At 68.2% G+C, this 13,999-nt stretch carries 8 protein-coding genes; 4 read left to right on the plus strand and 4 right to left on the minus strand.

Going from position 1 to position 13,999, the window contains the following annotated elements:
• Positions 1 to 6: 6 nt before the first annotated feature.
• Entirely contained in the window at positions 7 to 438 is a 432-nt protein-coding gene (locus tag ACZJYS_RS05245) for a PepSY domain-containing protein (RefSeq protein WP_181378211.1), read from the minus strand.
• Between the two features lie 144 nt (positions 439 to 582).
• Between ACZJYS_RS05245 and ACZJYS_RS05250 the strand changes: the two genes are divergently transcribed.
• Positions 583 to 1,383, plus strand: a complete 801-nt coding sequence (locus ACZJYS_RS05250; RefSeq protein WP_493176285.1) for a transglycosylase SLT domain-containing protein — start codon at positions 583 to 585, stop codon at positions 1,381 to 1,383.
• Between the two features lie 27 nt (positions 1,384 to 1,410).
• Here the strand turns inward: ACZJYS_RS05250 and rfbA are convergent, their stop codons facing one another.
• The 3 genes from rfbA to ACZJYS_RS05265 form a co-directional block, all read right to left on the minus strand.
• Entirely contained in the window at positions 1,411 to 2,283 is an 873-nt protein-coding gene (rfbA, locus tag ACZJYS_RS05255) for a glucose-1-phosphate thymidylyltransferase RfbA (protein ID WP_379649652.1), read from the minus strand.
• 243 nt (positions 2,284 to 2,526) lie between these two features.
• Entirely contained in the window at positions 2,527 to 3,111 is a 585-nt protein-coding gene (gene rfbC / locus ACZJYS_RS05260) for a dTDP-4-dehydrorhamnose 3,5-epimerase (protein WP_493176287.1), read from the minus strand.
• A 672-nt stretch (positions 3,112 to 3,783) separates the two neighbouring features.
• Positions 3,784 to 4,770, minus strand: a complete 987-nt coding sequence (locus tag ACZJYS_RS05265) for a Bug family tripartite tricarboxylate transporter substrate binding protein (protein WP_181378209.1) — start codon at positions 4,768 to 4,770, stop codon at positions 3,784 to 3,786.
• 426 nt (positions 4,771 to 5,196) lie between these two features.
• Here ACZJYS_RS05265 and ACZJYS_RS05270 point away from each other — a divergent pair, with 426 nt between their 5' ends.
• The 3 genes from ACZJYS_RS05270 (at position 5,197) to ACZJYS_RS05280 (ending at position 13,908) form a co-directional block, all read left to right on the plus strand.
• Complete coding sequence (locus ACZJYS_RS05270) at positions 5,197 to 8,226, plus strand: AMP-binding protein (RefSeq protein WP_493176290.1); 3,030 nt, start codon at positions 5,197 to 5,199, stop codon at positions 8,224 to 8,226.
• A 140-nt stretch (positions 8,227 to 8,366) separates the two neighbouring features.
• Positions 8,367 to 10,112, plus strand: a complete 1,746-nt coding sequence (locus ACZJYS_RS05275) for a transglycosylase domain-containing protein (RefSeq protein ID WP_493176292.1) — start codon at positions 8,367 to 8,369, stop codon at positions 10,110 to 10,112.
• 220 nt (positions 10,113 to 10,332) lie between these two features.
• Positions 10,333 to 13,908, plus strand: a complete 3,576-nt coding sequence (locus ACZJYS_RS05280) for a PAS domain S-box protein (RefSeq protein WP_493176294.1) — start codon at positions 10,333 to 10,335, stop codon at positions 13,906 to 13,908.
• The last annotated feature ends 91 nt before the right edge of the window (positions 13,909 to 13,999 follow it).

Here is a 13,999-nt window from a genome sequence, read left to right on the forward strand (position 1 = left end):
GCGCGCTCAGCGGGGCGCGGCGTTGCCGGTCACGACATTGCCCTGGAAGTCGAGGCCAACTTCGGCCGTCTGGCCGTTGCGCATCGCGCGGCCGCGCCAGACGCCCTTGTCGTCCTTCTGCAGCCCCTGAACATCCGTGTAGCCGGCGGCCTCGATGCGGCTGCGCGCCTGGCCTTCGGTGAAGCTGTTGGCGCCCTCGGCCGGCGTGGCCGTGGTGGGCGGGTTGTCGGTGCCAGGCGCCGCCGCGCCACGGTTCGGCGCCACGTCAGGCGGCGCGACCCGGCCGGGCGTGGTGGTGGTGCCGGGAGTGCCCTGCCCCATGGTGGTGCCACCGCCCCCAGGGTTGGAGGGCGAGCCGACAGTGCCCTGCTGCGCCATTGCGGCCGGTGCCACCATCAGCGCCGCGGCAAGGACCATGGCCATGCTTTTCGACTGCATGCGATCTCTCCCATTGTTCTTTCGTCACGGCACGGGGTGCCGCATGGCAGAGGAACGGCCGACGTCTCTTTTCGTTGACTGACGGGCGGAAAAAATATCCAAGCTTTGGCTTGTCTTTATTGATGAATTCTTCTTGGATTTGCGTTGAATCCAAGGAACAGGCCAGCGCGCCCGTCTCCCGCGGCCGCCGCCAGGCACCGGGACGGAGGCAGGGAGAACTCCGAAGGATTATGCAAAAAATTAATCCATCCTGTGCCTCATCGGCGCATGACATGTGTGCCTGTTCTTCGGATTCTGCTCCCGGTCCTGCTGGCGCTGGCCCGCTGGCCCGGCGCCTGGGCCGGGACGGCCGATTGCAATACCGCCATCCGGGCCGCGGAGCGGGCAGAGGACCTGCCGCGCGGCCTGCTGGCCGCCATGGGCCGGGTGGAAAGCGGGCGGCGCACGGGCCGCGGCAATGTCGAGCCCTGGCCCTGGACGGTCAATGCCCGCGGCGAAGGCCATGCCTTCGAGACACGCGGCGAGGCGCTTCGCAAGGTACGCCGGCTGCAGATGGAAGGTGTCCGCCTGATCGATGTGGGCTGCCTGCAGATCAACCTTCACCATCACCCGCAGGCTTTCGCCTCGCTGGAGGAAGCCTTTTCTCCCCAGGCCAATGCGCGCTATGCGGCGCGGTTCCTGCGCCGGCTGAAGGAGCGCCAGGGCAACTGGATGCGCGCCGTGGCGCATTACCATTCCGGCCAGGCTGAACGCGGCGGAGCCTATCGGCAGCGCGTCCTGCTGGCGATGCGGGGTGAGCCGCCTTCCGCTTCCCGCACCGCGGCGGCCCGTGCGCCATCCTCGGTCTCCCGCCCGCACCCGCGGGCATCGGACCCGGAGGGATCGGGCGAGGCTTCGCTCTGGCTGCGCGCCGCGGAAGCATTGCCCGGGCCGGGGCGGCGATGACTGCCCCCCCGAAGGGCAGCTACCGCCTTATCGGTGCGTCTTGGCCAGGCGCAGCAGGTGCTGGCCATACGCCGTCTTGGCGAAGAGGTGGCCGCGCCGCTCCAGCTGGTCGAGATCGATGAAGCCGTTCAGGAAGGCCACTTCCTCAAGACAGGCGATCGGCAGGCCCTGGCGCTGCTGGATGGCGCGGACGAACTCGCTCGCATCCAGGAGGGAGTCGTGGGTGCCTGTGTCGAGCCAGGCATAGCCCCGCCCCATGCGCTCCACCTGCAGCTTGCCGGCTTCCAGGTAGCGCTGGTTGACATCGGTGATCTCCAGCTCGCCCCGGCTGGAAGGCCTGATGGAGGCCGCGATGTCGATGACGGCATTGTCATAGAAGTAGAGGCCCGTGACCGCCCAGTTGGATTTCGGCTGGGCAGGCTTCTCCTCGATGGAGATGGCGCGGCCCGTCGGGTCGAAATCGACGACGCCGTAGCGCTCCGGGTCATCGACGTAATAGGCGAAGACCGTGGCGCCATCCGTCCGCGTCGCGGCCTGCTGCACCATGGCGGACAGGTTGGCGCCGTAGAAGATGTTGTCGCCCAGAACCAGCGCGACCGGGTCCTCGCCGATGAACTCCCGCCCCAGCAGGAAGGCCTGTGCCAGCCCCTCCGGCTTCTCCTGGACCACATAGCTGAAAGACACGCCGTACTGGCTGCCATCGCCCAGCAGGCGCTTGTACATCTCGATGAAGTCGGGCGAGGAGATGACCAGGATTTCCCGTATCCCCGCCAGCATCAGCACGGAAATCGGATAGTAGACCATCGGCTTGTCGTAGACAGGCAGCAACTGCTTGTTGACCGCCAGCGTGGCCGGATGAAGCCGCGTGCCGGAGCCTCCGGCGAGCACGATACCTTTCATAGCCTCTCAGAATTCCTTTGCCTCTCGGGGGATTTGATCGGGCCATCGCCCAAAGCGCTCGCTGCCGGCCGGCTTCCGGAAGACGCGGCGGCTATAGCCGCGTGGCGCGGGGCTGCGCCACCCTCTTCCTCGCTCCCCGGAACGGAGTGTCCGCCACGGCCGGGGGCGCCGCCAGACTGGCATGGGCTGGGCCAATGCACCGGGCGAAGGGCTGGCCCGCATCGCGGCGCCCCACCATGGCGCTCAGGGAACCAGCGCATCTCCCAGCGGCAGCAGGGGCCGGCCGTCATAGGCAAAGGGGCTGTCGAAGCCGCGCAGCGACGGCTGCTTCTGGTCCTTCTCGGACAGGATGGCGGCCGCGGCGTCGAGCGGCCACGCGATGGCGATGTCGGGATCGTTCCACATCAGGCCGCTGTCGCAATTTCGGTCGTAATAGTTGGAGGTCTTGTAGGCGACCTCCGTATCCGGCTCCAGCGTCATGAACCCGTGCGCGAAGCCGATGGGAACCAGGAGCTGCTCGCCATTCTCGGCCGAGAGGATGCGGCTCACCCACTGCCCATAGGTCGGCGAGCCCTTCCGGATATCGACCGCCACATCGAAGATCTTCCCCCTCAGGCAACGCACAAGCTTGTCCTGCGCGAAGGGGGGGGTCTGGAAGTGCAGGCCCCGCAAGGTTCCGACCTGGCCCGAGAGGGAATGATTGTCCTGCACGAACTCCAGCTTCAGGCCGGCCGCCGCGAAGCGCTCCTTGTTCCAGGTTTCGGAGAACCATCCCCGGGAGTCCCCGAAGCGTTTGGGACGGACAAGCTGGACCGGGCTGGCTGACATCATTCGTTTCCGTTACAAAGAAGATTTAATATTTCAGGCTTTTATAGATCATAAAAATTGCCGTGCAACAGGATTTGATAAACGGTATTTATTTGAATTATATCAATAAATCTTTTATTTTGTGGATAATATTCTAAGAATATTTTTAGACATCAGAAATATTCTACAATATTTTCACTTATTTATCCGGCTGGTACCCGCTTTTCTTTTCGGATTTGCTCCGCCGTACACTCCACCTGTGCCGCTTTCGTCGCGCGTACAAAGCGCGGGGGCGGTTCGAGGCCAATGTCAGCGATGAACAACAGGGAAGTGTTCATCGTACGGTCTGTCGGAGAGGGCGCCGCTTGGCTGCCTTGCCTCGCCTTCTGCACCAACCCGCTTTTCCCGCCAAGGACGCTGCGGATGCAGGATCTGGCCGCTGATCCAGGCGGCATCCAGCCCTGGCCTCGCCCCGGGGGCATCACGGGGGAGGACGCCAATCCCTCATCCAGCATGTCTCTCCGGTCCGGAGCCGGCGCGCGCAAGGCAATGCCGGACCTCGGCCGGGCCGCCGCCCGGAGCACCAGCCACATGGGCTTCGCGCGCCCGGCAAGCAGCAATCCTGGCCGTCCGCCCCGGGCGGGCGGCCAGGCGCCCACGGCTCCCCTTCGCAGGACAGGGCCGAGGCAGATCTCAGTTCGCCGTGATGCCGCTCTCCCGGACCAGCGGCTCCCATTTCGCCATCTCCGACCGGAGCCAGGCCGCGGCACTGGCGGGCGTGCTGTCGGAGCGCGGCTGGACCGAAAGCTCGGTGAAGCGCTGTTGGACATTGGGCATGCGCACCACCTTGTTCACCGCCTGGTTCAGCGCGTTCACGACCTCCTCCGGGGTGCCGGCCGGCGCGAAAAGCATGTGCCAGGTGTACGCCTCGTAACCGGGCAACCCGGCCTCGGCGAAAGTCGGCACATCGGGCAGTTGCGGCAGACGCTGCGCGGAACTGACGGCGAGCGCCCGCGTGGCGCCGCTCTGCACGCTGGCGATGCCATCGGAGGCGACGTTGAGGAACATCGTCAGGTTGCCATTCAGCAGGTCCGGCATGGCGGGGGCCGAGCCACGATACGGGATGTGGTTGACCTTCAGATCGCCTGCCTGCCGCAGGAACAGCTCGGTGGCCAGATGCACCGCCCCGCCGGCGCCGGAACTGCCGTAATCGTACCGGCCGGGCTTGTCGCGGAACAGCGCGATCAGCTCCTGCAGGTTGCGCGCCGGAACGTCCTTGTTCACCATCAGCAGCATCGGCACCGTGCCGACCAGCGCGACCGGCCGGAAATCGGCCACCGGATCAAAGCTGAGGCTGGAGAAGAGAGGCCGCAGCACCGCATGAGCGATGGTGCTGTAGAGTATGGTGTAGCCATCACGTGGCGCCTTGGCCACGGTCTCGGTGCCGACCACCACGCCGGAACCGGTGCGGTTCTCGACCAGCACGCGTTGCGGCAACACATTGGTCAACCCGTCCGCTACCAGGCGTGCGGCGACATCGGTGGGGCCGCCCGCGGCGAAGGGGCAGATCAGGCGAACCGGCTGGCTGGGCCAGGCCGAGGCCGCCACGGGCGTGGCGCGTGCCGCCGCGACCAGGCCGCCGAGCGTCGGCAACAGCAGGCGACGATGAATTCCAGGCATGCTTCCTCCTTGCAAACTCGCCCGGCCCCAAAGCGGGGCTGACGGCGCAGCAGGAGTCTTTCCGCCCCATGCAGGCTGCGCCACAGGCCGGGTCAGTGTCGCGTAAACGGCTTCGGGGCACTATCCCAAAGCGTCCATCCCGCCTCTCCTCGGGTTCCGCGTCTGGAGCCGCTGCCGTGGTGGCGAGCATCGCGCCGGCGGCAAGGCAGGCAGGAGGTTCCTGGCATCCGGACCTCGGCGCAGGCGGGGGCGTACAGGAGAAGGACGCGGAAAAGACGATGATGCGGCCAGCCCAGCCAGGGCGCATCGGCTGGCTCCGGGCGGCTGCGGGGCGGTTTTCAACCAGGAAAACTTCCTGAAAAACCATAATCTACCATAAGTAGATTACCATTAATATTCCTTGAATATTTTGGCGCGCCTAAATAATTGAGCAATGTCAACAAGGTGTTACAGAAAGCGGTGCTGCGCCGCGCTGTATGGTGGGAGATGCTCCGCCTGCATCCCGAAAGCGGCAGGAAGGGGCGGCGAAACTCGAACCCGGTTCGCTTCTGCGGCTGCTTTCCGCGCAGGTACAGCAGCGTCCGGCTTTGCTTTGAAGGATTATGCACGGTGCACTTACCGGCAGCAGCAACCGGCCACGGCAAAGTGGAACGCCGCGATCTCTTCAGCCACATGGCGTTGTTCGGATCCGATCTGGCCGTTGTTGACGAGACCGGCCGGGCCTGGTCCCACAAGGAGTTCGCTGCCTTCGCCGATGCCGCCTGCGCTTCCCTGCCACGGGAGCGCTGCCTGATTGCCGTGCAAGCCTCCAACACGCTCCGCTCCCTGGCAGCCTATGTGGGCGCCTCGCGGGCCGGGCACGCGGTGCTCCTCCTCAAGGACACGGAGGGCGAGGACTCCCCGCTCGCGATGCGCTTCCAGCCCGATTTCCTCTACACTCTGGAGGATGACCGCTGGCACCCGCGGCAATCCCCTTCCACGGCCGGGCTGCACCCCGACCTGGCGGTGCTGCTCGCCACATCCGGCTCGACGGGCGAGCCGAAGCTGGTTCGCCTCTCCAACAAGAACCTTGTCTCCAACGCGCTCTCCATCGCGGAGTACCTGGAGTTCGCCCCCGGAGAGCGGGCGATCACCACACTGCCGTTCCATTACTCGTATGGAATGTCGGTCATCAACTCGCACCTGACCACGGGCGGCGCCATCATCCTGAACGAGGCATCGCTCACGGAGGATGCGTTCTGGCAGCGGTTCGAAGCCTTCGGGGCGACGAGCCTCGCCGGCGTGCCGCACAGCTTCGACCTGCTCGAGCGGGGCGGCTTCCTTGCCAGGCCTCCTCCGGCCTCCCTGCGGTACTTCACCCAGGCGGGGGGCAAGCTGCCGCAGGAGACGGTGCGCCGCTTTGCGGATTTCGCCGAAAGGCATGGCCGCCGCTTCTATGTGATGTATGGCCAGACAGAGGCGGCGCCGCGCATCGCCTATGTGCCGCCCGCGCTGGTGAAGCAGTATCCGGCCGCCATCGGCGTGCCGGTTCCTGGCGGAGCGATCTCTCTCCTGGACGAGCACGGCGCCCCGATTGACGCCCCGGGCATCGAAGGTGAGCTTGTCTATGCCGGCCCGAACGTCATGATGGGCTATGGCCTGAAGCGGGCGGACCTTGCCGGGGGCGCCGAGCTGACCGAGCTTCGCACCGGCGATCTGGCCGTCCTCAACGCCGACGGCCTGTACACGATCACGGGGCGGAAGAGCCGGTTCATCAAGCCTTTCGGCCTGCGCATCGGCCTCGACGACATCGAGGCGCGGCTGCGCCAGGCCGGCATTGCCGCCGCAGTGGCCGGCGATGACACGGGCCTGCAGATCGCGGCGGTTGCGCCGGCCTCGGCTGAGGCCGTGGCCGATCTCGTTCTGCGCCACCATGACCTGCCGGCCGCCAGCATCCAGGTCATCCAGCTGCCCGAGATTCCGCGCCTTCCTTCCGGCAAGATCGACTATGCCGGCATCCGCGGGATGTTCGCCGCACGGGCGGCCGCCACGCGCCTGTCCGAGCAGCGCCTCTCGCTGCACGCGGCCTTCGCCAGGCTTCTGGGCCACCCCGATCTGGGCCGGGACCAGTCCTTTGCTTCCGCCGGCGGCGACTCGCTCAACTACATCAACGCCTCCCTGCTCATCGAGGAGCATCTGAACTTCCTGCCCGAAGGCTGGGAGCAGATGACGATCCGCGAGCTCGAGGCCATACCGCGCCGCCAGGCCGGCGATGCGGCCCAGCAGGCGGGTCCGTCGAAATTGTACTTCCTCGACCAGGTCCGTGCCGCCCTCATGCTGCTGGGCATCCCGTTCCACGCAGCCCTGGCCTATATCGACTTTCCCTGGATCGTCAGGGCGGGCGAGCCATCGGCTTTCCTGACGGGCTTCGCGGATTTCATCAGCACCTTCCGCATGCCGGCCTTCTTCCTGCTGGGCGGCTTCTTCGCGATGATGTTCGTCGATCAGCGGAACGCCATGAAATGGTGGCGGCAGCGGACGGTCCAGCTGGGCGTCCCGCTGATCTCGACAATCCTCCTGCTCAATCCCCTCATGATGCTGGCCTACGTCCTGAACAACGGCTCCGGCACGGGCGTCCTGTCCGGCTGGCTGTCGCGGCTCGGCACGCCGGGCCCGCACTGGATCGAGCACGTCTGGTTCCTGATCTTCCTGATCGTCTATACGCTCCTGCTGGCGCTGCCATACCGCTTCGGGCGGCCAGACTCGGTCTCGCGCATGGCTTCCGCCGCCGGCGGCCTGATCCTGGGGAGCCGCGTGAACCTGGCCCTCGCCGCCATCGCCGCCGGCGTCTTCAGCATGCTGAGCGTGGCCGTCCTCAAGGTCCTCGGCATGACCTTCATCTTCTGGAACATGATCTACCTGAGCGAGATGGCTTCCCTCCTCCCTGTCTTCGCCATGGGATGCCTGCTTGCCGCGCGCAGGGAATACATTGAGCGCTTCGCCTCCATCGACGGCCTGGCCGTTGCGCTGGCGCTGGCGGGAACGGCCACCCTCATGCAGATTCATCTGCGCGAGGAGGCCGTCTATCGCGCGCTGACGTTCTTCCTCGTTCCCCTGACCGGCATCTACTGGTCGAAGATCCTGCTCTTCGTGGCGCTCCGCTGGCTCGACACGCCGAACGTCTGGGTCCGCAAGCTCGTCAACGCCTCCATGACCATCTACCTGGTCCACATGGTCATCATCGTGTTCCTCGGCGCGGCCTTCGCCCTGGTGGATCTGCCTCCGGTCGGCGAATTCCTGATCATCACCGTGGCCACCGGGGTCCTGTCCCTGGGCTTCCACCAGCTCGTATCCCGCAACTGGCTGCTCATGTTCCTCTTCACCGGCATCGCGAAGGGCCGCCAGAGCAGGCCTTCTCAGGCACGGAGCGAGGCCCATCCCCTGATCCCGGGGCCTCTGTCGCAATCCCGCCGGTGAGGCAGGCCCTGGGGCACCGAAGCCTCGGGGCGCCGCATGTTGTTAGCTGCCGCTGCCCCCCCCTTGGTGTACCAGGGGGCATGCACCGGCCCTGTTCAAATCCTCTGACCGTGTCTCTCGACCGGAGACGCTTTCTCGCATTGCTCGGCCTGGCCGCCGCGGCGCCACGCGAGGCCGAGGCGCTGGAATTCACGGATGCCGGCCGTCTCGTCACCGACAATCGTGAGAACGGCGTGCGGATCCTGAGCGCGCAGGGCGAGTTCGTCGGCGCGCGCGGCGCGTATTACGGCCCGCCCGTGCCGTTCGCGCAGTTGCCGAAGCACCTGATCAACGCGCTGGTGGCCAGCGAGGACCGGCGTTTCTACGACCATTGGGGCCTGGACCCGCGGGCCATGGCGCGCGCCGTCTGGTCGACGCTCACGGGGCGCACCCAGGGCGGCAGCACCCTGACCCAGCAGACCATCAAGGAGATCTACCTCAAGGAGCACAGCCCGATCGTGCGCAAGCTCCTGGAGGAGCCGGTGCTGGCGCCGATCCTGGAGCTGAACCTGAGCAAGGAGGACATCCTGTTCGTCTACCTCAACAGGGTCTTCTTCGGCGGCAGCGCCTATGGCATCGAGGCCGCCGCGCGGGTCTACTTCAACAAATATGCCCTCAGCCTGAGCGTGCTGGAATCGGCCATGATGGTCGGCCTGCTGCCCGCCCCCAACCGGTACAACCCGCACCGCAATTTCGAGCTCTCGCGCGACCGTGGCTTCCGGGTCATCGAGCAGATGGTGGAGGCCGGCTCCCTCTCGCGGAGGGCGGCGGACCGCGCCAAGCAGCAGGCTGTCGCCATCGCCCCGTCGCGATCCGCCTGGGGCGGCGTCTATCCCCGCGGCACGCAGATCGGCTGGTTCGCGCGCTGGGCGGAGGCGGAGGCCAATGGCAATTCCACGCCTGAAGGGCGGCAGGGTACGAGGACCATCTCCACCACGCTGGACATGAAGATCCAGGCGTCCGCCGAACGGCACATGCAGCAGGCGCTGCGCCGCCACGCCGGCGCCGGGCAGATCGAGGAGGGCGCGGTGGTCGTCATGCGGCATGACGGCGCCGTGGTGGCGCTGGTGGGCGGCCGCGACTACAGGCAGAAGGAATGGGACCACGCCACGCAGGCCAGGCGGCAGCCGGGCTCCGTGGCCAAGGTGTTCGTGTATCTGGCGGCCCTCCAGGAAGGCAGCACGCCGGACAGCATGGTCAGCGATGCCGCCCTGGAGCTGGGGGGGCGGCCTGTCAGGAATTTCGACGACAGGTATCTCGGCGACATCACCCTGGCCGCCGCGCTGGAGAAATCCTCCAACACAGCCGCCGTCCGCGTGGCGATGCGGAACACCGGGGCGGTCCGCGCCCTGATCAGGACGATGAACATCGACGACGATCCGGAAGGCGAGGCGGGCGACCTGGCGCTGGGCACCTACGAGGCCAGGCTGGTCGATCTCACCGCGGCATTCGCCAGCATCGCCAACCACGGCCGGATGGTCGTGCCGTATTCGGTGCAGAAGGTCCAGGATTCGGCCGGCACCGAGATCCTGACGCGCGTGCTGCCGGCACGGTCGGAGATCAGGCAGGCCCTGGCCCCGCGCCATGCGGATGCCATGCGGCAGATGCTCTCGGGCGTTGTCGAGCGCGGCACCGGAAAGGCCGCCGATCCCGGCTTCTGGGCGGGGGGCAAGACGGGAACGACCACCGCCAACCGCGACGCCTGGTTCATCGGCTTCACCGAGGAGTACGTGGCCGGCATCTGGCTCGGCAATGGCGACAACAAGCCGATGCAGGGCGTGTCCGGCGGCGGGCTGCCGGCGCAGATCTGGCGTGCCGTCATGATGGACATCGGCAGGGGCTCCTGACGGGGCGCGCAACGGCCCGCGGCGCGGCGCAACGCCCGCGGGCATTCCGGCCGGCTTCCGTCTCGGAGCCGGCTCCGGTCCGGAGTGCCGGTTTCCGTCCGGGGGGCTGCTCTGCTATGGCGTGGGTCATGTCCATCATCGGGCCGGCAATGGTCTTATCTCTCTCCGAAGGCCACAGCCCCGAGCCGCCCCGGCAGCCTTGCCGGAGGGGGCCGCGCCGATGAGCGAAACCATGGCCCACGGCCAGCAGATCCTGAACGGCGCCATCGACCCCGCCATCATCAGCTTCGACCTGGAAGGCCGGATCACCAGCTGGAGCGAGGGCGCCCGGCACATCCTCGGCTGGACCGAGGCGGAGATGCTCGGCGCCCCGGCCGACCGGATCTTCACGCCGGAGGATGTGGCCGGCGGCAGGCCTGCCCTCGAGCGGGACGAGGCCCTCCGCACGGGGCGCGGCCGCGACGAGCGCTGGCATGTCCGCGCCGACGGCTCGCGGGTTTTCACCCAGGGCGAGATGATGGTGCTGCGCGCCGGGACGGGCGCCGCCTCCGGCTTCATCAAGACCCTGCGCGACCGCGGCGGACAGCGGCGGGTGGACCGGCCCCTGCGCGGCAGCCAGGACTGGGCCGCGGCCGCCCTCGGGACGGGGCTGGTCGGCTTCTTCGACTGGGATGTGGCGGCCGGCCTGGTCCGGGCCGATGAACGCTTCGCCACGCTCCATGGCCTGGATGCAGCCCGGCTGGCCGAGGGCATGCCGCTGGCGCAGGTGCTGGCGGCGGTCCATCCTGAGGACCGGGTTTCCGCCGAGAGGCTCTCCGCCACCCTGGCCGGGCGCGGGGAGTACACCAGGCAGTTCCGCGTCGTGCCCGGGGCGGGAAAGGCCCGCAGCGTCCTCATGCGCGGCCGCTGCTACGAATGGGACGGCAAGCAGGCCCTGCGCTTCACCGGCATCGTCATCGACATCTCGGCCGCCCTGGACGCCCAGGAGGCGCTGCGGGCGAGCGAGGCGTTCAACCGCCAGGTGCTGGCCAGCTCCCCCGACTGCATCAAGGTCCTCGATCTCGACGGCACGCTGCGCTTCATGAGCGAAGGCGGGCTCCGGGCCATGGAGATCGACGATTTCGCCGCCTTCAAGGGATGCCACTGGCCGGATTTCTGCCATGGCTACGAACGGGGTGCGCTCCAGGCGGCGCTGGCCACCGCCAGGGCCGGCGGCCGGGGCCACTTCCAGGGCTATGCCGACACCGTGAAGGGCAACCGCCGCTACTGGGACGTGGTGGTGACGCCGATGCTGGATGCCGGGGGCCGGCCGGACCGGCTGCTGGCGATCTCCCGCGACGTGACGGAGGCGCGGGCCGCCGGCGAGCGGATCGGGCTGGCGCTGGACACGGGCGTCGTGCTGGGCACCTGGGTGTGGGACGTCGCCCGGGACCAGCTCACCGGCGATGCCCGCTTCGCCGACACCTTCGGCCTCGATCCGGAGGCCCTGACGACAGGCCTCGCGCTGCGCGCGGCCGCCGCGGCGATCCACCCCGATGATCTGGCCCAGGTCGCGGAGCGGGTCGGGCAGGCCGTGTCGCGGGGCGGGCCGTATCGCGCCGAGTACCGCGTCCGCCGGCCCGACGGGTCCTGGCGGTGGATCGAGGCGAATGGCCATTGCGAGCTGGATCCGGCCGGGGAACCCAGGCGCTTTCCGGGCATCCTGATCGACATCGACAGCCGCAAGCGGCAGGAGCTGCGCCAGGCCGCGCTGATCGAGCTCGGCGATCATCTCCGCGGCCTCAGCCATCCGGCCGCCATCGCCGCCGCGGCATCGCAGGTTCTCGGCGCGGCGCTGCAGGTGTCGCGGGCGGGCTATGGCAGCGTCGATGCCGCCCGCGAGGTGATCGAGATAGAGCCCGACTGGTGCGCCGGCCCGGGGATCGCATCGGTCGCCGGGCGGCACGCCTTCCGGGATTTCGGCTCCTACATCGACGACCTCAAGCGCAACGAGGTCGTCGCCATCCCCGATGTGCGGCAGGACCCCCGGACCGGCGCGGGCGTGGCGCGGCTCGGTGCCCTGCAAATACGGGCGCTGCTCAACGTGCCGCTGATGAAGGACGGGCGGCTGGCGGCCGTTGTCCTCGCCCACACGGACGCCGAACACCCCTGGACGGAGGAGGAGGTCGCTTTCGCCCGCGCCGTGGCGGACCGCACCTGGGCCGCCATGGAGCAGGCCCGGGCCGGGGCGGAGCTGCAGCGGATCAACGAGACGCTGGAGCAGCAGGTGGCCAGGCGCACCCAGGAGCGCGACGGCATCTGGAACGCCTCGCAGGACCTGCTCGGCGTCGCCGATGCGCACGGGGTCTGGCTCAGCGTGAATCCGGCCTGGACCGACAAGCTGGGATGGAGCCGCGAGGAGATTCTCGGCCGCACCTCGGAATGGCTGGAGCATCCCGAGGACCGTGCCGCCACCCATGTGGCGGTGATCCGCCTCGCCGGCGGGTCGCGGGTGGCCGATTTCGAGAACCGCTTCCGGACCCGGAACGGCGGCTACCGCAGCTTCTCCTGGGTCGCGGTGCCGGTCGAGGGCAAGCTCTTCTGCTCCGCCCGCGACATCACCGAGCAGAAGCTCGCGGCCGAGCGGCTGGCACGGGCCGAGGAAGCGCTGCGGCAGAGCCAGAAGATGGAGGCGGTCGGCCAGCTCACCGGCGGCGTCGCGCACGACTTCAACAACCTCCTGACCGGCATCACCGGCAGCCTGGAGCTGATGAGCCTGCGCATCGGGCAGGGGCGGATCAGCGAGCTGGAGCACTATGTGGCGGCGGCGCAGGGCGCGGCCAGGCGCGCCGCCGCCCTGACGCACCGGCTGCTCGCCTTCTCGCGCCGCCAGACCCTCGCGCCGAGCCCGACGAACATCAACCGCCTCGTCGCCGGCATGGAGGAGCTGATCCGCCGCACGGTGGGGCCGGAGATCGAGGTCGAGGTCGTCGGCGCCGCGGGCCTGTGGCCGGCCCTGATCGATGCCAACCAGCTCGAGAACGCGCTGCTGAACCTGTGCATCAACGCGCGGGACGCCATGCCCGAGGGCGGGCGCATCACCATCGAGACGGCGAACCGGTGGCTGGACGAGCGGGCGATCCGGGAGCAGGACCTGGCGCCCGGGCAGTATCTCTCGCTCTGCGTCACCGACACCGGAACGGGCATGGCGCCCGAGGTCATCGAACGCGCCTTCGACCCCTTCTTCACCACCAAGCCCCTCGGCCAGGGGACCGGGCTGGGGCTCTCGATGATCTACGGCTTCGTCCGGCAGTCGGGCGGGCAGGTGCGGATCTACTCCGAGCCCGGCCAGGGCACGACCATGTGCCTCTACCTCCCGCGCCATCACGGCCCGGGGGAGGAGAGCGCGAGGCCGGACCTGCCCTCCGCCGCCCCGGGCGCCGGGAAGGGCGAGGCCGTGCTGGTGGTCGATGACGAGGCCACCATCCGGCAGCTCATCTCCGAGGTGCTGGAGGAGCTGGGTTACGCCGTGCTCGAAGCGGAGGATGGCGCCGGCGGCCTCGGCATCCTCCAGTCCGATGCGCGCATCGACCTCCTGGTCACCGATGTCGGCCTGACGGGCGGCATGAACGGGCGGCAGATGGCCGATGCGGCACGGCTCGCCCGGCCGGATCTGAAGGTGCTCTTCATCACCGGATATGCCGAGAACGCGGTGATGGGAAGCAGGCCGCTGGAGGCCGGCATGCACGTGCTCACCAAGCCTTTCGCGATGGACATCCTCGCGCACCGGGTCACGACGTTGATCGCCGGCGGCTAGCCGGCGCGGAGGCCGCGGGCGCCCGGCCCGGAGGAAGCGCCTTGCCGTTTCCCTGGTGACAAGGCCAAGGCCGGTTGCTAGCCAGGCCGGG

The organism is Roseomonas sp. TS2 (assembly GCF_058833935.1).

Excerpts from the sequence above, each read along its gene's own strand:
- ACZJYS_RS05245 (WP_181378211.1), bottom strand. The coding sequence starts at position 438 with ATGCAGTCGAAAAGCATGGCCATGGTCCTTGCCGCGGCGCTGATGGTG.
- rfbA (WP_379649652.1), bottom strand. The coding sequence starts at position 2,283 with ATGAAAGGTATCGTGCTCGCCGGAGGCTCCGGCACGCGGCTTCATCCG.
- rfbC (WP_493176287.1), bottom strand. The coding sequence starts at position 3,111 with ATGTCAGCCAGCCCGGTCCAGCTTGTCCGTCCCAAACGCTTCGGGGAC.
- ACZJYS_RS05265 (WP_181378209.1), bottom strand. The coding sequence starts at position 4,770 with ATGCCTGGAATTCATCGTCGCCTGCTGTTGCCGACGCTCGGCGGCCTG.
- ACZJYS_RS05280 (WP_493176294.1), top strand. The coding sequence starts at position 10,333 with ATGAGCGAAACCATGGCCCACGGCCAGCAGATCCTGAACGGCGCCATC.